Source organism: Hymenobacter sp. M1-2 (assembly GCF_057808495.1).
Genome location: NZ_JBTYZO010000009.1, coordinates 169,643 through 188,699, shown reverse-complemented (window position 1 = coordinate 188,699; position 19,057 = coordinate 169,643). Strand labels below are relative to the sequence as shown.

Here is a 19,057-nt window from a genome sequence, read left to right as displayed (position 1 = left end):
TGCTCTGAACAAGCAGTCCGCCGGGGCTCTTGATTGGCAATCTCTAAGCCGCGGTGTCTTTGGCTGCGAGTCAGCTAAAAGGTCACTGCTTTGGCGCGTCGGCGTGGGTTGCTGCAACCGAGTCCGTACCGGCCTGGGTGGCTTGACTTTGAGTGGCATTCACCAAGGGCAGCAAGAAATCCAGCAGCTTTTGGGCGGTCCAGTCCGGTTGTTCTTCGGACAGCCAGTGGGCTGTGTTTGGGGCCACGTCCGCTTGCACGTTCGTAGCCACGGCGCGCAAGGACTCGGCCACGAAGCTGCCGGCGCTATATTGGCCGCCCAGGGCCAGAGCAGGCATAGTAAGTGGGGTTTGGGCGAATTTTCGGTTGAGCTCGGCGTTCTGCCAGGTGGCCCGAAACAATTTGCAGAGCGGGCGCCACCCATCAGGGGCCGCGTAGCAGCGCACGTAGTCGGCCAGGTCCTCCGGCGCCACGGCGGCCGGGTTGGCCGTTAGCGCTTTGCGCATCAGGTAGGTCAGGTATTCTTCTTCATGCCCTTTAATGAGCATTTCGGCCACCTCAGGCACCATGTTCAGGGCCGCAAACCAGAGGTGGTGGTTGTCGGGACGTGGGGCCAGGGCTTGTTCAAAGCCGAAGCCGCAGAGCAAGTATTCCATAAAGGCAAAACCCCGGACCCGCTCCGGTGCCAGAGCTGCCAGGGCCACCGTCACACCCGCACCCAGGTCGTGGCCGGCTACGAAGAACTCTTTGATGCCCTGCAGGTCGAGCAGCGCCAAGATGTGCTGGGCCACAGTGGCCACGTCGTAGCCCGTGGCTGGGTGGGTGGAATCGCCGATGCCTGGCAGGTCGAGGGCCAGCACCTGAAAGTGGGCGCTCAGGGCCGGCAGCACCCGGCGCCAACAGCGCCAGGTTTGGAAGCCGCCGTGCAGCAGCACCAGCGGCGCCCCCTTGCCGGCCGATACGTAGTGCAGCGACACGTCTTCCGAGACGGCAATCGTGTGGTGAGTAAGTGCAGGAATGACCATAGTAGAAACGGGTGAAAAGGTGTCGATGGTTAGGGGCTGAGCGCAGACTAAGGCAAAGGGTAGCCAGGTCCAACGGCGGACCACCGCCCAGCAGACTCGTGGCGGGGTTAGCGGCGCGGCCAGCCTGTGCACTCACACTTTCATGCCGCTACCGCTCTCGACTGCCAAGCACCTGCCAAGCTGGATTATGGGCCAAAGGCCCACCGCTAGACTCAGCGCGCCCGTGATATTTCGTGGCCTAAATCAACAATTACCTCAAATACCGGAGTTCGGTCCTACTGGTCTGCCGCACATAATTTCTCCGCAAAGTGTCGGGTGGGCATTGCTTGCTTGCTCTTCGGCCTTTACGGTGTGAAGCGGGGCGTGGCATGGGCTTTGGGAAGCGAAATCCGTCTTTTTCTTCATTCTAGACTGAGCTTGGCGAAGGACGCATACTTGGTGGCGTAGGTGCTAAATTCGTACATCGGAATCGGCGGTTTAGTGAGTGATTAGAAGCCGTGCGCCCAACCGCCTGCCTGCTACAGCTTGCCCCATAAAGCAATTAGGTTGCCGTCGGGGTCGCGGAAGTTGGTGATGGCCACGCCCACCTCCGGAATGGGTTTGCTTTCCCAAATCAGCGGTACGCCGCGGGTTTTCAGCTCAGCGTTGGCGGCAGGCAGGTCTTCCACGCTGAGCACAAGGTTGCGCAACCCCTGCAGCTTTAGGTGCTGAGGCGGATCCTGCGGAGTGGTTTCGGCCCGGCGGCTACCGGGCAGCTGGATGAGTTCGAGTTCCAGGCCGTTCAGCTCGATTTGGGCCATGACAAAGCCCGAGGTGCGGTTGTCGGTGCGTTTCACGAGGCGGAAACCCAGCTTATCGCGGTACCAGGCCAGCGACTTATCCAGGTTGGCTACCGAAAGGGCGATGCTGATGAGCCGCAGGCTGCCCAAGCCCCCGCCGGCCGGCGTCGTGGCTTGGGCAGGCCAACTGCCCAGGCTCAGGCTAGCGGCCAGCACCGCGCCGCCCCGCAAAGCAGCTCGGCGAGTTAGGTAAGGGCCTGGCGCAGAGAAAATTTTCATAGCTGGTGGGTGGAGCAAGGTTCTTTGGCAAAAGTGTTCGAGCCAGTGCCCACCAGGTAAGAGCAATTATTGACTTTGTAGGAGCCCGGATTGCTGTTGAAAGAAGCCCGGCGGCACGCCGAAGTGCCGGCGGAAGGCGCGGCCAAACAGGCTGGCATCGGCGTAGCCCACGCGCCCGGCCACTTCCTTGATGGGGCAGCGAGCCTTGAGCAGCACCTGGGCCAGCTCCATGCGCTTACCTAGCACCCACTGGTAAGGAGTGGTGCGCATGTGGCGCTTGAACTCGCGCAGAAAGTGAAACGGGCTGCGGTGGGTCAGGGCCGCCAGCTCGTTCAGAGTCAGGTCGCGGATGAAGTGCGCCTCGATGTGCTCCAGCACCAAGTGCAGGTAAGCGGGCACCGACGAGTCGGCGGTGGGCGGGGCGGGCAGGGGCGAAAGGCCATAGCACTTGAGCAAATGCACGGCCAACAGCTGCCCCGCCGACTCCGCGTAGAGCCGGGCCAAGGGTTGGTCCTGGTCTAGAAAACGAGCCAGCTGCAACAGCACTTCGCGCACCAGGGGGTCGTGCAGGCGAAACTGCTCGGCCAGGCGCACGGTGGGCGCCCCGAAGGTTTGCAGCCCCATCAGCTCAATGTAAGCGTGGCTCAAATGCAGGTGCAAAAACTCCGCCGGTCCGTGCCACTGCACCGCGCCGTAGTGGCCGTGCGGGTACAGGCCTAGGTCACCGGGTTGAAACTCGTCGTAGAGCTGCCGGTCGCCGTCCTGCCGACTGATGCGCGTGCCCGCCGACAGCACCAGGCTAATAACGTGTTGGCCGTGGTACTGCTCGGGCATCTCGCTGGCCGGAATGGCGAAGCGCTCCACCGTCAGGCCTTCCCAGGCGCGCTTGCTGCTGGCCAAAGGAGCGTGCGGCAGATCAAGCAAACTTGCCGGCGATGTTGCGGCTGAGTTGCAACTGCTCACGGGGCTGCTATCCTTCATAGTCTGATTCGGCTGCGGTGGCGAAATGCGGCATGCATGGTCTCGGAGAAACAGTGGGCAATGGCTCGCTCAGGATATTGCCTAAATGAAATGCGGCAAGTAAGCCTTCGCGAGAAGTAAGGAGGAAACAGGCTGCTATGGTTAGCTCAGAAAAAGAAACCCAACCGCACCAGCGGCAATTGGTCCTCATTCGACACGCCATACACGGCCGAGAGCACCACCCGGTCGAAGGGTTTGAGCCACAGTCCCCCACCATAGCCCGTGTGCCAGGTGTCCGACGATTCGCCGTCGAGCCATACGCGGCCCGCGTCGTGGAAGCCTAGCAGGCCCAGGTCGCCGACGAGCAGGGCCGTGCGGAAGCGCAGCAGGTGCACGCGCAACTCGGTGTTGTTGTAGAGGCTGTTGTCGCCGGCGAAGCGGGTACGACGGTAGCCGCGCAAGTTGCTCATGCCATTGAGTGTAGCCGCCTGGAAAAACTCGTAGCGGCCGAAGTTGAGCGTACTGCCAATTCGGGTAGCGAAGGTGAAGCGGGGCCAGGGCGTCCAGTAGCCAGACACGTTGGAAGCAAGCTGCGACAAAGGCCGGGCGCGGGCATCGAGGCGGCGCTGCAACAGATACTCAGTGTGCCAGTGCAGGCCTTTGGTGGGCCAGGGGCGAGCATCGCGGCTGTCGAAGGCATAGCCTACTTTCGCCCCTCCAAATTGCTGATTACCGAACAAGTCGTCCTTGGCACCGATGCCGCCCTGTTGCCATTGTTCAATAAAACGCCCTGCTGAGCGCTCCACGCGCACACTCTGAAACACCGGCCCCACGAAAAATTGATGGTGCTGGCCCACTTGCTGGCGAGCCAGCGCCTCCAGTTCCAGGTTGCGGAACCGTACTCGGTAGTAGCGGATGTCGCGGTTTTGGTCGTAGTCTGAGTCGTTGCCGAGCCCGAAGAAGTTGCGCACGTAGTTGGGCGCCTGCAAATTGCCGCGCAGCAACAAATCAGTGCGGCCTACTATGTGCGTGAACTGGCCGGCGTAACTGAAGTTGAAAGCGCTGGTAGCCAAGGCCACGTTGGCCGTCAGGTTGTGTTGGGAAGCCCACGGCTCCTTGCGAAAACCCGGCCGGCGCATATTTATTCCTACTCCTAGAAACAGGCCGTCGTCGATGTTGTAAGCCCAGGGCAGCAGGGGGCCAGTATACGGGTAGCGGTAGGCGCGCCGGTCGTAGCGGTTCACGGTCGTGTTCTTGGCCGTGCGGTTGCGGGTAGCAAGGCCGAGCCGCAGGGTGTTGTTGGTGGGCGTGTCATAGACCAACATGCGGGCACTGCCCGCTCCGGCGTTGGTTTCGTCGGTCACTACATCAGCCCCGTCGCCACCAATGATGCGTAGCCGCAGCCGTTTTGGAGCTGGTCCACTCACTACAATTTCATCGGCCCCGCCGCGGGCGTAAAGGGCAATTTCCCACGTCTCGCTAGCCTGGAACGTGCGCTCATACAGGGGGTTCAGGAGGCCGTCGGCTGCCAGCGGAAGCACGCGCACGCGGGTCTGTTGGCCGCCGTTTAGATGCGTTACCTCGAAGCGTTCAGCTTGGTCGCTGCCAACTACGTTCACTTGCTGGGCTAGAAAGCTGTAGTACTGAACCGCGTAGCGCGACAGGGCATCGCGGTTTTGGCGCAGCAGTACGGCAAGTTTTGCCCCGGAAAGGCGGTAAATGGAATCGGGCAACTGGCGCACGGCCCGCTCGATAACGGCGTCGGTAAGAGCGGCTTGCAAGGAAGCGGCTTCGTCGCGCCACACATTTTCTTCCAGACCAGCCAGAAAAGAGCGGTCGAAGTAGCGGGCGTTGAAGGAAAAGGTGCTCACATCGCGCAAGGAGCCGTCGAAGCCCTGAAATTTGGGCAGGGCCCATTTGCTGCTCGCCACTGTGGGCAACACACCCTGGTTGACGAAGAAGGCCTGGTCCCGGTCGCGGGGTACGGGGCGCAGCAGCAGGCCGCCGTTGGGTTGGGGGTAGGCCCACCAGCGCCACTGGTCGTCGTGCCGGTCCCAGTCGGCCAGAAACATATCGAACAAGCGGGCCCGCAACACCTGCCGCTCATCCACGCGGTTGCGCGGGTTCTGTTGCAGCAGTTGCAGCACCTTTTCGGTGTTGTAAGCGCGGGCAAGGGCTTGGGTGCCGAACGAGGCCGGCGGAGCCGGTTCGCGCGTTTCGAGGTAGGCCAGCGTATTACCGAAAGCCGCCCGAAATTCACCTAGCCGCTCATCGTCGGGAACCAGCACCAGGCGTGGTGCCGTGTGGCCCACGCCGGCTGCTTCGGCCAAAACAGGAATGGTGAGAGCTGCGTACGGGTGCTCAGCCGAAATCTGGTCCTGCACAATTGCCCCGGCCACCGTGCCGCGGAAAGCTTCCGGAATGGCCGGGTCGGTGTTTTTGTCGACGGACCGCAACACGTACTCCTGGCCGTTGGCGGCACGCAAGCGCAGGGATTTGGTTTGCAGGCCGCCACCTTGTCTGGTGGGCAGCAGGCCCCCGTACGCTTCGCTGAGGTTCAGCACGGCCACGCGCACCGGCTGCTCCCACTCGCGGCGGTAGTTGCGGCCTAGTAGCCAGGTGCGGGAACGGCCGGCGGCGTAGCTACGGCTGGCCTGCACCACGGCACTGTCTGAGAAACCCGGCTCAGCGGTGCGGCGGGCACCAGGGGAATCAGGCGCTGTAGCAGGACTGAGCTGACTGATTGTTTGAGCCGCCAGTGGACACCGCACATTCGTCCACAGCAACACGAAGGCAAGGAAGTAGCGCATGGGGCATAGGCTGAAGGTGAGACGTGAAAAAACGCGACGCTAGCCAAACGGCCAGTCGGTAGAGCAAGTAGCCCACGGCACGTGACGGCGGCGGCATCAGCCGAAGATAAGAACTCAGTCGCTGTCGAGCTTTACAACCAGCCGATCGGCCGGAAACGTGGAGCAGGCTAGGAGGCGTGCGGAAAACTAGGCCACGGCTGCTCCAGACAGTCATCGTCGATGGGGGAGGGCACGAGCACCAGACCCAATGAATTCAGAAACGCCTCCAAGGCTTGTTCCAGCGGCGCCAGACGGGAGGCGCTGGAAAAGTACACCACTTCGCGCGAATCGTTTTCTATCACGTGCACCAAAAAACGGTGGTCGGAGTCGGGCAGACGGGAGTGGTACACGGTGTACATGCGCAAATAAGCGAAATCCGGCTGTTCTTCCAGCACGAAATAGAGCTGCTTTGGCACGGGCAAACCGGGGGTTTCAAACGCGGGCGGAGCGTGCAGGGCGCCCCGACACCAAGCTTCGCAGTCGATGGCGAGTTGGCGGGCAGCAGTGCGTACACAGCGTCGTAGCGACTGGGCGAAGGAGGGCAAAAACGTCGTCATAGCTGAAGCACACAAAAGGTTGGCGTTTATCTGGTTCAACCCACATACCAAAAGTCACTCGCGCGTTCATCTTCGCTGCATAAAGCCGCCAAAACATTCCTGGCGTTGCGCCTAGGACTTCCGCCACCGATGGAGTCAGAAGGGGCCCCTGCCCTAAGAACAAAGCATAACTCCGAAATCTGGTGGCCCTACTGTCTATCTCTGAATATTCGGAGGTCACAATTCGAGGATACTATCTCAAATGGCTGTTAATCGGGATAGGAAGGGCTTTTAATTGATTTAGGGCGCTTGGCACGGTGCTGGGGACTACGTGAGACGGCGAGACGGCCTTCCGGGCTGGTGCGCTGCGTGCTTTTCCGTTCACCAAACCTTTCCTCAACCGCTATGGCAACGATTGCTTCGGCCGCTATCAGCCGCCGCCTGCTCACTCCCGGTAACTGCACCCTCGTGCTCATCGACCACGAGCCACAAATGGGTTTCGCCACCAAAAGCATCGACATCACCGAGCTGCGCAACAACGTGACCGGCCTCGCCAAATCGGCTAAAGCCTTCCACGTGCCCACCATCCTGACCACCGTCGACGAAGCCACTTTCAGCGGGCCGCTGTTTCCGGAGCTGCAAGCCGTATTTCCCGACGTGCAGCCCATCGACCGCACCAGCATGAACGCCTGGGAAGACGGCGAATTTGTGGAAGCCGTGAAAGCCACTGGCCGCCGCAAGCTAGTCGTTGCCGCGCTCTGGACGGAGGTGTGCCTGGTGATGCCCGTGCTCTGCGCCTTGGATGAAGGCTACGAAGTCTACATCGTGACCGATGCCTCGGGCGGCGTGAGCGCCGAAGCCCACGAGCGGGCTGTGCAGCGCCTGATTCAGGCGGGCGCCCAGCCCATGACCTGGATGCAGGTGCTGCTGGAATGGCAGCGCGACTGGGCCCGCACCGAGACGTTTCCGGCCGTGGCCAAGATTGCCGAAGAGCACGGCGGCGCCTACGGGCTGGGCATGTTTTACGCTTTGCGGATGCTGCCGAATTTCTCCAGCCTGAGCCTCGACCAAGCCCCGACAACTCCGGCCAGCACCACCGTGACGGAAACGCTGGCCAGCGAAGCCGCCACGGGCGCTTCCAGCAATTAAGTTGTCCAGGCCAGGACTTGATTTTTCATCTGCGAGCGGTTGGCTTATGCATACTCGACTACATACTTTCTTGTATTGGCTGCGGCAGGCTTTGCCCGGCAGTGCGCTGGCCATTTTGGGCTGGCTGCTAGTTCCCGAACCGCTACGCTGGGTGCTGACGGGCGTAGGTATACTGCTAGCGCTGGGCCCCTGGATACTGGCGCTGCAAGCGTTGCTCGGCCCGCAGACTAGTGCTAAATACTCTCCTAAAGCCCGCCGCTCCAAACTCACGCGGCTCCGCCCGGCGCTGTTAGCTGGCGGTCTGTTGCTGCCGGTGCTAGGCGAGGCCCAGTCTGCCAACTCAACCGCCGACCTCATCATTCACCGCGCCAAAGTGGTGACTCTGGATCCAGCCCGGCCCACGGCGACGGCGGTGGCCGTGCGGGGCGGCAAGTTCGTGCGGGTAGGCACCGACAGTGACGTGCTTAAGCTCAAAGGCCCCAATACCCGCGTCATTGATGCCGGGGGGCGCACGCTCATTCCGGGCCTGAACGACTCGCACTTGCATGTCATCCGTGGCGGGCGTTTCTACAACACGGAGTTGCGCTGGGACGGTGTTGCTAGCCTGGAGCAAGGGTTGGGCATGATTCGGGAGCAGGTGAAGCGTACGCCGCCGGGCCAGTGGGTGAAAGTGGTGGGGGGCTGGAGTGAGTTTCAGTTCAAGGAAAAGCGCAACCCCACGTTGCAGGAGCTGAACGCCATTTCCGCGGAAGTACCCATTTTCGTGCTCCACCTCTACGGCCGCGCCTGGTTGAACAAAGCCGCCTTACGCGCCGCCGGCTTCACCCGCGACACGCCCAATCCGCCCGGTGGCACCATCGAGAAAGACGCCGCCGGTGAGCCAACGGGCCTGCTGGTGGCCGCGCCGAATGCTACCATTCTGTACGCCACCAACGCCAAGAGCCCGGCGCTGTCGTTTGCCGAGCAAATCAATTCCACCATGCAGTTCATGCGTGATTTGAACCGCTTCGGGCTGACCAGCGCCGTGGACGCCGGCGGCGGCTTTCAGGCCTTTCCCGAGGACTACGCCGTGGCCGATACGCTGGCCCGGCGCGGGCAGCTCACGCTGCGCATTCCGTACTATCTCTTCGCCCAAAAAGCCGGCCGCGAATACCAGGATTACGTGCAGTGGGTGGGCAGCCAGAAGCAAGGCCCGCGCCCCGACGACGAAGACCACCACTACTATATCGACGGCGGCGGGGAAAACCTGGTGCTGTCGGCCGCCGACTTCGAGAATTTCGAGCAGACGCGCCCCGAGTTGAAGGCCGAAATGGAGGCCGAGCTGAAGCAGGTGCTGACGTTGCTGGTACAGAAGCGCTGGCCCTTCCGCCTGCACGCCACTTACAATGAAAGCATCACGCGCTTCCTAAACGTGCTCGAAGCTATCAATCGCACTACGCCCTTCAATGGCCTGCGCTGGTACTTCGACCACGCCGAAACCATCAGCGAAGCCAACCTGCGCCGCGTGAAGGCCCTTGGCGGCGGCATCGCCATTCAAAACCGGATGTCGTTTCAGGGCGAAACTTTCGTGCAGCGCTACGGCAAACAAGCCGCCGTGGCGGCGCCGCCCGTGAAGCAGATGGTGGCCCTCGGCTTGCCCGTGGGCATGGGTTCCGACGCCACCCGCGTGTCGAGCTACAACCCTTGGGTAGGCCTGCACTGGTTGGTAACTGGCCAGACGCTGGGGGGCCTGACCCTGACGCCGCCCGAAAATCGCCTCGACCGCCGCATGGCGCTGGAGCTGTACACCGTGGGCAGCGCCCGCCTCACCAGCGAAGAAACCGTGAAAGGCCGCATCAAGGAAGGTCTTCACGCCGATGCCGCCCTGCTTTCAGCCGATTACCTGACCGTGCCCGAAGCCCGCATCCCCGGCATCGAAGCCCTGCTCACGGTGCTTGACGGCCGGGTGGTGTACGGCGCCGGCCCCTTCGCCTCGCTCGCACCCAAGCTGGAACCGCCGACGCCCGCCTGGTCGCCGGCGACGGTGTACCGCGGCTGGGGCGGCGCCAAGAAATAGCACCGCATCCCGCCGCCAGCCAGCTCAACTACGGGGCGGCTGCACGAGGAGCAATCAATTGATTTCAAGCCCATTCCTAGCCTCGCCATGAAACGTCTTCAACTCTTATTCAACACCCAACCGTCGCCGGCTTTGGTCGATGCGGGCCTGCTGCTGTTCCGAGTGCTGGCGGGCTTTGCCTTGCTGCGCGTGCACGGCTGGGAGAAAATAGCCAACTACGCCGAGGAAGTGCAGTCCATTCCGGACCCGTTTGGGCTGGGCGGATCCGTGAACATCGCCGTGGCCATCTTCTCCGACGTGTTCTGCGCCGTGCTCGTGATACTTGGCCTGTTCAGTCGTCCGGCCGCCTTCATGGCCCTGAGCACCACGCTCGTCGGTCTGTTTTTCGTGCATCTCCACGACGACTGGCACGGCCGCGACGTGCCCATGGTGTACTCCATCATGTTCCTGACCCTACTGGTCCTGGGCCCGGGCCGCTACTCCCTCGACCACTGGCTTACTGGCCGCTTGGGCCTGCGCAACCGCGCCGACACCTACCGCTCTAGCACTGAGCGCGAAGCCACAGTAAGCGTGTAGGCCACAATTCCATTCGCAAGTTCTCATCAACCCTCAATGCCTAACTCATGGAACCTAGTCACACGCCCAAAAACAAACCGAAGGACAAGGAGCAGAAGCGGGCCAAAGCCAAGGCGAAGCGGAAGCGCAACCTGGCCGTGGTTATGCGCTACATGAACGAAGGTATCGGCAAGGCTGACCTCACGGCTTTCGACGAGTGCCTCCACCCGGATGTGCGCATCAGCACGGGGCTCAAGCCGCAGGGTCCCATCGAGGGCGTGGCGGAGTACAAAGGGATTTTCGGGAGCTTCGCCGATGCCTTTCCCGTGCGCCAGTTCATCCTCGAAGAAGTATTCGCGACAAAAAACAAAGTCGTGGTGCGTTTCAATGCCGTGGCCGCCTTCAAGAAGGATTACTACGGCGTCAAAGCCACCAACGAGGTCATCGAGATGAAGGAGGTGCACGTCATCACGCTCAAAGGCGGCAAGGTGGTCAGCAACATCGTCAGCGGCACCAACTTCCCCTTCGAATACCTGATGTATCCGGTCCTGCGCGACGCCGTCATCGGTCACTTGCCGCAGGACAGCGAAGCCCCGCTGTCGGCTTAGTCGGGCTTGGTCGAACTGATTTCTGAAGCTGACTAAGACCATGAACCGCTACGTTTTTGCCTTCACCTGGGCCAGTCCGCCCGATGCCGCGCTGGCGCCCGCCGAGCACGCTCAAGTAGTTAAGCTGCTAGCCGAGCAGCGCATGGAGCAGATGTTTCTGGCCGAAGACCGTTCGCGCGGCTGGCTGATTATGCGCGGCGCCACGCAGCAGGAAGCCGCTGACGCCGTGGCCACGCTGCCGTTCTATCCCATCATGCGGCTGGAAATCACGCCCGTGCTGGCGCAATACCCCTAACGCCCGAACCCACCACCGGCCGCCCCGCCGTACGGGTGCCGGCTGTGGGTTCAGCGGCTCACTGCTGCGGCTGCACTCACGGCCAATCAGGCCGCTTCTTAAGCATTCAGCGATGAGCAATGGGGCATGATGCGGGAGACAAAAACCTTCTTTCCGATCCTATATCTCAGCTCTCAGCTCTCAGTTCTCACTTCTATAAACTCTGCCATGAATCTACCCATTCACACGTACGCCTCCGAAGGCGAGGGTTCCGTCAACACGCATTGGATAGAAGCGCCGGAGGGGCTGATTGTCATCGACGGACAGCGGCAGCTGAGCCAGGCTCGGCGGGCGTTGGCCCTGATGCAGCAAAGCGGCAAGCCGATCCGGGCCATCTTCGTCACCCACGGCCACCCCGACCACATCGGCGGGCTGTCGGTATTCGCCGAAGCGGCCGGACCCGGCGTGCCCATCTATGCCTCCGAAACCACACGGAACATTGTGGAGCACGATTCGCAAGGATTTCTGGCCCTCACGCGCTCTTTTTTCGGCGACGATTTTCCAGCCGCGCCTACCTTGCCTACGCACTTGCTGGTCCCCAACGATACAATAGCAGCCGCTGGCCTCACGGTGCGCACCTACGAGCTAGGCCCCGGCGAAGCGCCATCGATGACCGTGCTGCACGTCGAAGGCGACGACGCGCTCTTCACCGGCGACTTGGTTTCGAACCGCTTTACGCCGCTGCTCACGGAGGGCCATTCGCTGGCGTGGCGGCGGCAGCTGGCGCAAGCGCCGGGCCAGTTTCCGAGCATTCGCCGCGCGTTTCCCGGCCACGGCGCCCCGGCTGGTTTCGTAGAGTTGGTGGAAGTCGAGGCTGAGTACCTGGACGCGTTTCATGCCTTGGTAAAATCCGCCATGGCCTCCAATGGCACCCTGACCGACGAAGCCAAAACGCAGGTTACGGCCGCAATTGAAGCCCGCTTTCCAAATCAGCCAGTGGTAGCTGAAATACCTGATTTGGTGGGTCTCAACGCCCGTGCCGTGGCGCAGGAACTGGCGGCCGCCGTCACCACAGCCCCTGTTCTATGAGCACGCTCGCCCACAAATATCTCCTGGTAGAAGAAGCCGCCGGAGTGGTGACACTGACCATTAATCGGCCCGACGTGCTCAACCAAGTTTCTACCGCGGCCCTGCGCGAGCTGCTCGGAGCCCTGCGCGAAATAGCGGGCCGCACGCCCCGGCCGCGGGCCTTCATCGTGACCGGCGCCGGCGAGCAGGCCTTCATCGGTGGGTTGGTAGCCACGGGCCTCGCCACCTACTCGCCCCGCGAGGGCGACGAGTCGAGCGAGCTAGGGCAGGCCGTGTGCCGGGAACTGGAGCGCATGCCCATCCCCACGATATCGGCCGTCAACGGGCTGGCCATCGGGGGCGGCAGCGAAATCGCCATGGCCTGCGACCTTTCGGTGGCCAGCACCCGTGCCCGGTTCCAGCAGGTGGAAGTGCTGGCCGGGCTGATTCCGGGCTTCGGCGGCACCTGGCGACTGGCCCGGCGGGTAGGTGCCATGCGGGCCCGCCTCATGATCTACGCCGCGTTGGCCATCGATGCCGAAACGGCCCGCGCTTGGGGCTTGGTGCTGGAAGTGGTGGAGCCGGCGCAATTGCTGCCCCGGTGCCGCGAGCTGGCGGCCCAGATTGCGGCCAACAGCCCGGCGGCTGTGGCCGAGGCCAAGCGCGTGTTCAATGCCGGGAGTGAACTGCCTCTGGACGCGGCCAACGACATTGAGCGGCGCGCCTTCGCGGCCTTGTTCGGCACCGAAGAGATGCACCAACACATGCAGCGCGTCATCGATACTTGGCGGCCGCCGAGCTAGAGTGCTGGGCTGCCGCCCAGATTCTGCATCTCCCGGCTAAGCAGCAGCTCGGCTAGTATCAACCAAGAAAACTCACGTATTCGCCCGTTCGCGTGCCGGTTCGCGCGGCCTTTTGCATTCATATGAACTCGTCCCCTGTCATTGCGCCCCTGCGGCAGGCGCGCATCGCTACGCGCCAGCACGGCAACGGCTTCACCGATACCAATCTGCTGGATCAACTCGGCTCGCTCGACCCGTTCATTAACCTGAGCCTTTTTCACATGGCCCAGCCGTTTTTTCCGCCGCATCCGCACGCGGGCTTTTCGGTGATGACCTACATGTTCGAGGACAGCCAAGGCGCCTTCCTCAACCGGGACAGCCGCGGCGACCACAGCCGCATCGAACCGGGCGCTTTGCATTGGACGCAGGCCGGCCGCGGCGTGCAACACGAGGAAGTGCCCGAGGTGCCGGGCCAAAATTGCCACGGCTTGCAAATGTGGGTCAACCACGCCGCGGCCGACCGCCTGTTGGAGCCGCATGCGTACCACGTGGGCGCCGCCGACGTGCCCGAAGTGCGTCTCACGGAGGGCACCCGAATGCGAGTGCTGGTAGGCGAGGACCGCGGGGTGAAAGCCGCCTTCCGGCCGCCTACGCCCATCACGTTGCTTGATGTGCATCTGAGTTCGGGCGCCGATTTGGCGCAGTTGGTGCCCCCGGAAGACTTAACGGTATTTGCTTACGTGGTGCGGGGCAGTGGGCGGCTGCGCACTGCCGAGTATGAAACCCGCCTGCAAGCCACCGATGCGGTGCGTTTCCTGCTCCCCGGCCCCGTGCAGTTCATCGCCGACGATGCCGGTTTGGACTTCCTGTGGGGTGTGGGCAAACCCCTGCACGAGCAGCTGGTGTTCGGCGGCCCATTCGTGATGAATACGGACGAGCAGATCCGGGAAGCCAAAGCGCGCTACCAACGGGGCGAAATGGGCGCTCTGCGGCCCTCCTTCTGACCTCGCGCAGCCGGGCAAGACCGGTTCACCCGGATTTAGCAGCGCCAGGGTGGCACTTATAAGGGCCTTGCCCTTCATGCCAACAACTTAGCGAAGTAGGCCTTTCCTCGCAACCGTCCCTTCCATGAAATATGCACTCTGTTGCTATTCTTCACGTGCCGCTTCAGCTACCGCTTCCCCGATGTCTGTTCGCCGACTCCTAGCCCAACTCCCTGATTCGATTCTCCACTCTCAACTTCTTCTCATGGCCTTTTTCGACTACTCTACTTCCCAAAACCCTGCCCAGCCTGGTCGGCGCGACTTTCTGCGCCAGGGGGTGCTGGGCGGGGTGGGCCTGTTGGCCGGCGGGGCACTGTGGGGATGCAGCAAGCCCGACGACCAGCCCGGCGCCATTGGGCAGCAGTCAGCCACCGGCGGCCAAGGTACCATCGTGACCCGCCGCGACATTGGCGCCATGCCGGCCGACGACCCCAACCTGCGCATGTTCCGCGAAGCCGTGAAGGTGCTCAAGCAGCGCTCCAACCGCAACCAGCTGGACCCCACGGGCTGGCTGATGAACGGCAACGTGCACTCGCTGTACTGCACCACCAGCAACTACCAAACCCAGATTCACTATAGCTGGCTGTTCTTCCCCTGGCATCGGGCCTTTCTCTGGGCCCTGGAAAAACAGATGCAGGCCGCCATCAACGAGCCCACCTTCGCGCTGCCGTACTGGGACTGGACCAAGCGCGAGCGGCGCATGCCCGCGCACTACTATGGCGAGGGCAATCCGCTGCTCGACGTGACCCGCGATGCGCAGCCCAACGAAGCCATTCCTGCCGATTTTATTGACATCGAAGCAGCTTTGCACGCGCCGCGTTTCAGCTCATTTGGTGGCTTCGAGAAGCGCGACCCCAAAGTGCCGCAGGTGGAGGGCATCGTGGAGCAGAGCTTTCACAACAACATCCATAACTGGATCGGCGGCAACATGGGAGCCTTCCCGACGGCCGCCCTCGACGCGCTGTTCAGCGGCCACCACGGCAACGTGGACCGGTTCTGGTCGGCGTGGCTGGCGGCCAACCCCGCACACCAAAACCCCACCGACCCGCTCTGGCGCAACTACGAGTTCGGTTTCTACGACCCCAAAGGCAAGCTCGTCAAGATCAAAGTGGCCGATACGGTGAACACCGAAAATCTGGGCTACCGCTTCGAGAGCCTAGACTTCACTCAGCCCAGCGCCGAAGCCATTGCCCGCAGCACCCGGCCCAGCGAAACGGCCGCCGCGGCTGGCTCGGCCCCGGTGCAAGTGCCGGAGAATGAGCGGCAACAGGTGGCTGACGCCTTGGCTACTGGCCGGCGCCGCGTCATTCTGCGCTTCAACCGCTACGACTTGCCCACTGTGCCGCTCACCATTCGAGTGTTTCTGAACCTGCCCGCTGCGGACCTGCGCACCGAGCCGGCCGGCGAAAACTTCGTGGGCACTTTCACCATCCTGCCCGTGGCCGATCCGGTGCGGGGCCTGGAAAAAGTGGTGACCATGCAGGTGGCCGTGCGCCCGGCCCTGGCCGAGCTGATCCGGCAGGGCCGGCCCGTGCGGGTGAGCGTGGTGCCCGTGCCCTTGCACGGCCAGAAGCTGCCCTCCACCCAAACCGTGCAGCTACGCAACGCCCGCCTCGAACTCGATGAATAACCTCTCAGCCCATTCCTCATGCCCGACCTCAACGACCAAACCCTACTAGTAGCCGGCGGTACCGGTGGTATTGGCGAAGAAATCGTGAAGACGTTGCTCATCACTGGCGCCACCATCGTCGTGCCTTCGCGCAGCACCCACCATTTGGAGCAGTTGCAGGAGTACTGCGACGGGGCCGGTGGTCATTTGCTCACCCTGCAAGCCGACGTGAGCACCACCGCTGGTGCCCAAGCCCTGCGCCAGTTGGTGCAGGACGAAACTGGCCGCCTCGATGGCGTGGTGGCCGCGCTCAACAGTCGTCAAGGCCCGCGCCCGCTGCTGGAGTTTACGGATGCGCAGTGGCAGGACGTGCTGCAAGACTACCTGACCTCGCACTTCACGATGGCGCGCACTTTTCTGCCCGCTCTGCTCGCTCAAAACGCCGGCCATTACATCATGCTCAACGGCGGCGCGGCGCAGCAGGTGTACCCTGGCCTCACCTTCATGTCGATGATGGCGGCGGCGCAGCTGATGATGACCAAGGGCTTGGAACTGGAAACGGAGGGCACCCAAGTGGGGCTGCATTCGGTGCTGATTCACAGCCGCGTAGCCACCCGTCACGAAGCCGCTACGCAGCCCGGCCAGGTTACCTCAGTACAAGTGGCCGAAATGGTGCGTGGCCTACTGGAAGGTGACAAGCCCGCCAAAGGACAAAACATTCACGAGTTGCACATGCATAAACGGCGGGCAACCCAGACCAGCAAGGCCACCTTCTAGCGCGCCGGTACCCAGCTCCGCGGTTGTGTCGGCTGGGGCCTCTGGCCGCGGCTGTCGGGCAACAAGGTGCTGGCCCTAACAATGCGCGGAGAGAGCGTTTGCGCGGTAATTCAATCCTTACAATTTATGCGAGTTTTCCCGATACGCTATTGGACGGGTGCGCTGCTGGCCGCCGCAGTAGTTAGCGGCTGTACTTCTGGCAGCGCCCGCACCGCTGAGCGCCCACTGGCTCGCCTGCCCTACCTCGGCGAGCGACTAGTGCACCGGGCGTCCGGTGCTGCTTCGGCCGATACTCTTATTGCCCGCATCCCGGCTTTCACTTTACTCAACCAGCAAGCACAATCCGTTACCAGCGCCTCCCTCGCGGGCAAGGTGTACATCGCCGATTTCTTTTTTGCCACCTGCCCAAGTATTTGCCCGCAGATGCAGACGCAGATGCTACGTGTGTATCAACAATACAAGGGCGACCCGCGCGTGAGGCTTCTCTCGCACACCATCGACCCCGAACACGACTCCGTGGCGGTGTTGCGCGACTATGCCCAGCGTCTGGGCGTGACCAACGACCGCCAGTGGCACTTCGCCACGGCTCCACGCGACACTATTTTCCGACTGGCCCGCGCCTACGCCACCGTGGCCGAACGCAACCCGGCCCGCCCAGCTAGCGTGGCGCACGCCGGCACGCTGGCCCTGGTGGACGGCCGCGGCTATCTGCGCGGCCTCTACGACGGCCTCGACCCGCTTGACATTGACCGGCTGCTACGGGAGTTGCCGGTGCTGCTGCAAGAACATTCGCCAACCACCGCCGTGGCCCCGCGCCGCAGTGTTCGGGCAATCAATTCATCACGGCCATGAAAAAGCTACCAATTGCAAGGACGCTGGTTTTGCTGCTAGGTCTGAGTGGAACGCTGTGTGCCCAACACCAGCCGCCCGACTTCAAGCTGATGCGTTACCAGGAAAATTACGCCTACCTCGGGGCCGACTCGCTCTTCAATAACCGTAACCAGTGGGAGAAACTCAAATTCATTCCCCTGAATCGCCAACGAAACGCCTACTTGACCATTGGCGGCGAAATTCGGCAACAGTACGAGTATTTGAATAACGCTAACTGGGGCGACGGCCCCCAGGACAACAACGGCTATCTACTGCAGCGCTACATGCTGCACGCCGACTGGCAGCTCGGGCCGTATTTGCGCGTGTTTGGTCAGCTCAAGAGCGGCATTGCTACGGGTAAGGCCGGCGGCCCCGAGCCGCCCGACGAAGACCGTCTCGATCTGCACCAAGCCTTTGCCGACCTGCGCCTGCCCACCGGCACCGAGCAGGGCCTCACGTTGCGCGTGGGCCGGCAAGAGCTGAGTTACGGTTCGTCCCGGCTGGTATCGGTGCGTGAGGGGCCGAACGTGCGCCAGTCTTTTGACGCGCTAAAGCTGGTGTACCAGACGCCCGCGCGCCAGCTGGACGTATTCGCCAGCCGGCCCGTGGAAACCAACCGCTACACCTTCGACGACGCTTCCGACGATACGCGCTTGTTCTGGGGGGCGTATAGTGTCAACCGGCTACCTCTGCTGCCCAACGCCAGTCTCGACGTGTACTACTTCGGTTTGCGCGACCGGGGCGCGGAGTTTCAGGAAGGGGCGGCCACCGAGCGGCGCCAGTCGCTGGGGTTGCGCCTGTGGAACCGAGCGGCGCCTTTCACTTACAATTTGGAAGGCGTGTACCAGTTCGGCCGCTTCGGCAACGACGATATTCGGGCCTACACCGTGTCGGCCAACGTAGTGCGCAGCTGGGAGCCGGCCCGCTGGCAGCCATTTATCGAGCTGAAAGGCGAGTTTATTAGTGGCGACCGACGCCCCGACGACGGCAAACTTCAAACCTTCAATCCGCTCTTCCCCAAAGGTGCGTACTTCAGTCAAATTGCCCTCGTCGGGCCGGCCAACCTCATCGACCTGCACCCGCTGGTGGGCGTGCTCCCGGCCCGCAACCTCACCATCAGTGCCGATGCCGATTTCTTCTGGCGCTACAGCACCCGCGACGGCCTCTACACCGTGCCTTACGTGCTCACCCGCGAGGCCGGCGACAGTCGCGCTCGGCACATCGGCAATCAGTACACGCTGCAAGGCGAGTGGGTGGCCAACGATTTTCTTTCCTTCGAGCTATTCCTGACCTATTTCACAGCCGGTCGATATATCAAAGAGTCAGGCTCCGGGCGCGATATCACCTTCGTGGCCCCCCGCCTCACCTTCAAGTTCTAATCTAGCCGCCCGGGCATTTTCCTGCTACCGTATTTCATGAACCGAGCCCTGAGTCATATCATCCTGCATGCCGCCAATGTATGGAACACCGTGGACTGGTATGAAAAGGTTTTTGGCCTGACTTGTACTTACTTAGCCCCCGACGGCTCTTATGCCGAGCTGAGCACCGGCGGGGTCACGCTAGGTATTGCTTCGCACCAATTCGCGCAGGAAACGCAGGTGCGCTTCCGCCGCAATTCCTTCCTCGACGACCCGCCCGGCGTGCACATTTCCTTTATCGCCGACGACGTGCGCGCCCAATATCAACTGGCTCTCGACAACGGCGGCGTCGCCGTCCGGCCACCCAGCCTGCGGCCCTGGGGCCGGCTGGAAGCGAGTGTTCGGGACCCTAATGGCATTGTTATCAGCCTGCTCGCCCCACCCCAAAACGCGGAGCCAACTCAACGATGAGCCACCCCAG

Annotated in this window: 18 protein-coding genes; 13 read left to right on the top strand and 5 right to left on the bottom strand. The window is 62.4% G+C overall.

Annotation, left to right across the window (positions count from 1 at the left end; genetic code table 11):
- Nucleotides 1–82: 82 nt before the first annotated feature.
- The 5 genes from ACYSMN_RS11045 to ACYSMN_RS11025 form a co-directional block, all read right to left on the bottom strand.
- Entirely contained in the window at nt 83–1,024 is a 942-nt protein-coding gene (locus ACYSMN_RS11045) for an alpha/beta fold hydrolase (RefSeq protein ID WP_488923936.1), read from the bottom strand.
- Between the two features lie 518 nt (nt 1,025–1,542).
- Nucleotides 1,543–2,082, bottom strand: coding sequence for a VOC family protein (locus ACYSMN_RS11040; protein WP_488923935.1), 540 nt, complete (start codon nt 2,080–2,082; stop codon nt 1,543–1,545).
- 66 nt (nt 2,083–2,148) lie between these two features.
- A complete protein-coding gene (locus ACYSMN_RS11035) occupies nt 2,149–3,006 on the bottom strand; it encodes a helix-turn-helix domain-containing protein (RefSeq protein WP_488923934.1) in 858 nt (285 codons plus the stop codon).
- 203 nt (nt 3,007–3,209) lie between these two features.
- Complete coding sequence (locus tag ACYSMN_RS11030; RefSeq protein ID WP_488923933.1) at nt 3,210–5,852, bottom strand: BamA/TamA family outer membrane protein; 2,643 nt, start codon at nt 5,850–5,852, stop codon at nt 3,210–3,212.
- A 167-nt stretch (nt 5,853–6,019) separates the two neighbouring features.
- Nucleotides 6,020–6,448, bottom strand: a complete 429-nt coding sequence (locus ACYSMN_RS11025; protein WP_488923932.1) for a hypothetical protein — start codon at nt 6,446–6,448, stop codon at nt 6,020–6,022.
- A 384-nt stretch (nt 6,449–6,832) separates the two neighbouring features.
- Here ACYSMN_RS11025 and ACYSMN_RS11020 point away from each other — a divergent pair, with 384 nt between their 5' ends.
- The 13 genes from ACYSMN_RS11020 to ACYSMN_RS10960 all read left to right on the top strand — a co-directional run bounded on the left by ACYSMN_RS11020 (nt 6,833) and on the right by ACYSMN_RS10960 (nt 19,047).
- Nucleotides 6,833–7,576: a hydrolase gene (locus tag ACYSMN_RS11020; protein ID WP_488923931.1), complete on the top strand. Its 744-nt coding sequence runs from the start codon at nt 6,833–6,835 to the stop codon at nt 7,574–7,576.
- Nucleotides 7,577–7,622: 46 nt separating this feature from the next.
- Nucleotides 7,623–9,632, top strand: coding sequence for an amidohydrolase (locus tag ACYSMN_RS11015; RefSeq protein WP_488923930.1), 2,010 nt, complete (start codon nt 7,623–7,625; stop codon nt 9,630–9,632).
- An 87-nt stretch (nt 9,633–9,719) separates the two neighbouring features.
- Nucleotides 9,720–10,208 (top strand): DoxX family protein, encoded by a 489-nt coding sequence (locus ACYSMN_RS11010; protein WP_488923929.1) that lies wholly within the window; start codon nt 9,720–9,722, stop codon nt 10,206–10,208.
- Between the two features lie 47 nt (nt 10,209–10,255).
- Complete coding sequence (locus tag ACYSMN_RS11005) at nt 10,256–10,795, top strand: ester cyclase (RefSeq protein ID WP_488923928.1); 540 nt, start codon at nt 10,256–10,258, stop codon at nt 10,793–10,795.
- Nucleotides 10,796–10,835: 40 nt separating this feature from the next.
- Nucleotides 10,836–11,090, top strand: coding sequence for a hypothetical protein (locus ACYSMN_RS11000; RefSeq protein WP_488923927.1), 255 nt, complete (start codon nt 10,836–10,838; stop codon nt 11,088–11,090).
- 207 nt (nt 11,091–11,297) lie between these two features.
- Nucleotides 11,298–12,158 (top strand): MBL fold metallo-hydrolase, encoded by an 861-nt coding sequence (locus tag ACYSMN_RS10995; protein ID WP_488923926.1) that lies wholly within the window; start codon nt 11,298–11,300, stop codon nt 12,156–12,158.
- Nucleotides 12,155–12,940, top strand: coding sequence for an enoyl-CoA hydratase/isomerase family protein (locus ACYSMN_RS10990; RefSeq protein WP_488923925.1), 786 nt, complete (start codon nt 12,155–12,157; stop codon nt 12,938–12,940). Before ACYSMN_RS10995 ends, ACYSMN_RS10990 begins: the two co-directional genes overlap by 4 nt.
- A gap of 122 nt (nt 12,941–13,062) precedes the next feature.
- The gene (locus tag ACYSMN_RS10985) at nt 13,063–13,923 is read left to right on the top strand and encodes a pirin family protein (protein ID WP_488923924.1); all 861 of its coding nucleotides are present in this window, start codon (nt 13,063–13,065) and stop codon (nt 13,921–13,923) included.
- A gap of 244 nt (nt 13,924–14,167) precedes the next feature.
- On the top strand, nt 14,168–15,592 hold the full coding sequence (locus ACYSMN_RS10980) for a tyrosinase family protein (protein ID WP_488923923.1): 1,425 nt from the start codon (nt 14,168–14,170) through the stop codon (nt 15,590–15,592).
- 18 nt (nt 15,593–15,610) lie between these two features.
- Complete coding sequence (locus ACYSMN_RS10975; protein ID WP_488923922.1) at nt 15,611–16,348, top strand: SDR family oxidoreductase; 738 nt, start codon at nt 15,611–15,613, stop codon at nt 16,346–16,348.
- 126 nt (nt 16,349–16,474) lie between these two features.
- Entirely contained in the window at nt 16,475–17,200 is a 726-nt protein-coding gene (locus tag ACYSMN_RS10970; protein WP_488923921.1) for an SCO family protein, read from the top strand.
- Nucleotides 17,197–18,597, top strand: coding sequence for an alginate export family protein (locus tag ACYSMN_RS10965; protein WP_488923920.1), 1,401 nt, complete (start codon nt 17,197–17,199; stop codon nt 18,595–18,597). Before ACYSMN_RS10970 ends, ACYSMN_RS10965 begins: the two co-directional genes overlap by 4 nt.
- A 36-nt stretch (nt 18,598–18,633) precedes the next feature.
- On the top strand, nt 18,634–19,047 hold the full coding sequence (locus ACYSMN_RS10960; RefSeq protein ID WP_488923919.1) for a VOC family protein: 414 nt from the start codon (nt 18,634–18,636) through the stop codon (nt 19,045–19,047).
- Nucleotides 19,048–19,057: the final 10 nt, after the last annotated feature.

Excerpts from the sequence above, each read along its gene's own strand:
- ACYSMN_RS10970 (WP_488923921.1), top strand. The coding sequence starts at position 16,475 with ATGCGAGTTTTCCCGATACGCTATTGGACGGGTGCGCTGCTGGCCGCC.
- ACYSMN_RS11020 (WP_488923931.1), top strand. The coding sequence starts at position 6,833 with ATGGCAACGATTGCTTCGGCCGCTATCAGCCGCCGCCTGCTCACTCCC.
- ACYSMN_RS11040 (WP_488923935.1), bottom strand. The coding sequence starts at position 2,082 with ATGAAAATTTTCTCTGCGCCAGGCCCTTACCTAACTCGCCGAGCTGCT.
- ACYSMN_RS10975 (WP_488923922.1), top strand. The coding sequence starts at position 15,611 with ATGCCCGACCTCAACGACCAAACCCTACTAGTAGCCGGCGGTACCGGT.
- ACYSMN_RS10995 (WP_488923926.1), top strand. The coding sequence starts at position 11,298 with ATGAATCTACCCATTCACACGTACGCCTCCGAAGGCGAGGGTTCCGTC.
- ACYSMN_RS11025 (WP_488923932.1), bottom strand. The coding sequence starts at position 6,448 with ATGACGACGTTTTTGCCCTCCTTCGCCCAGTCGCTACGACGCTGTGTA.
- ACYSMN_RS11015 (WP_488923930.1), top strand. The coding sequence starts at position 7,623 with ATGCATACTCGACTACATACTTTCTTGTATTGGCTGCGGCAGGCTTTG.
- ACYSMN_RS10960 (WP_488923919.1), top strand. The coding sequence starts at position 18,634 with ATGAACCGAGCCCTGAGTCATATCATCCTGCATGCCGCCAATGTATGG.
- ACYSMN_RS11000 (WP_488923927.1), top strand. The coding sequence starts at position 10,836 with ATGAACCGCTACGTTTTTGCCTTCACCTGGGCCAGTCCGCCCGATGCC.
- ACYSMN_RS10980 (WP_488923923.1), top strand. The coding sequence starts at position 14,168 with ATGGCCTTTTTCGACTACTCTACTTCCCAAAACCCTGCCCAGCCTGGT.
- ACYSMN_RS11010 (WP_488923929.1), top strand. The coding sequence starts at position 9,720 with ATGAAACGTCTTCAACTCTTATTCAACACCCAACCGTCGCCGGCTTTG.
- ACYSMN_RS10985 (WP_488923924.1), top strand. The coding sequence starts at position 13,063 with ATGAACTCGTCCCCTGTCATTGCGCCCCTGCGGCAGGCGCGCATCGCT.
- ACYSMN_RS11045 (WP_488923936.1), bottom strand. The coding sequence starts at position 1,024 with ATGGTCATTCCTGCACTTACTCACCACACGATTGCCGTCTCGGAAGAC.
- ACYSMN_RS11005 (WP_488923928.1), top strand. The coding sequence starts at position 10,256 with ATGGAACCTAGTCACACGCCCAAAAACAAACCGAAGGACAAGGAGCAG.
- ACYSMN_RS11030 (WP_488923933.1), bottom strand. The coding sequence starts at position 5,852 with ATGCGCTACTTCCTTGCCTTCGTGTTGCTGTGGACGAATGTGCGGTGT.
- ACYSMN_RS10990 (WP_488923925.1), top strand. The coding sequence starts at position 12,155 with ATGAGCACGCTCGCCCACAAATATCTCCTGGTAGAAGAAGCCGCCGGA.
- ACYSMN_RS10965 (WP_488923920.1), top strand. The coding sequence starts at position 17,197 with ATGAAAAAGCTACCAATTGCAAGGACGCTGGTTTTGCTGCTAGGTCTG.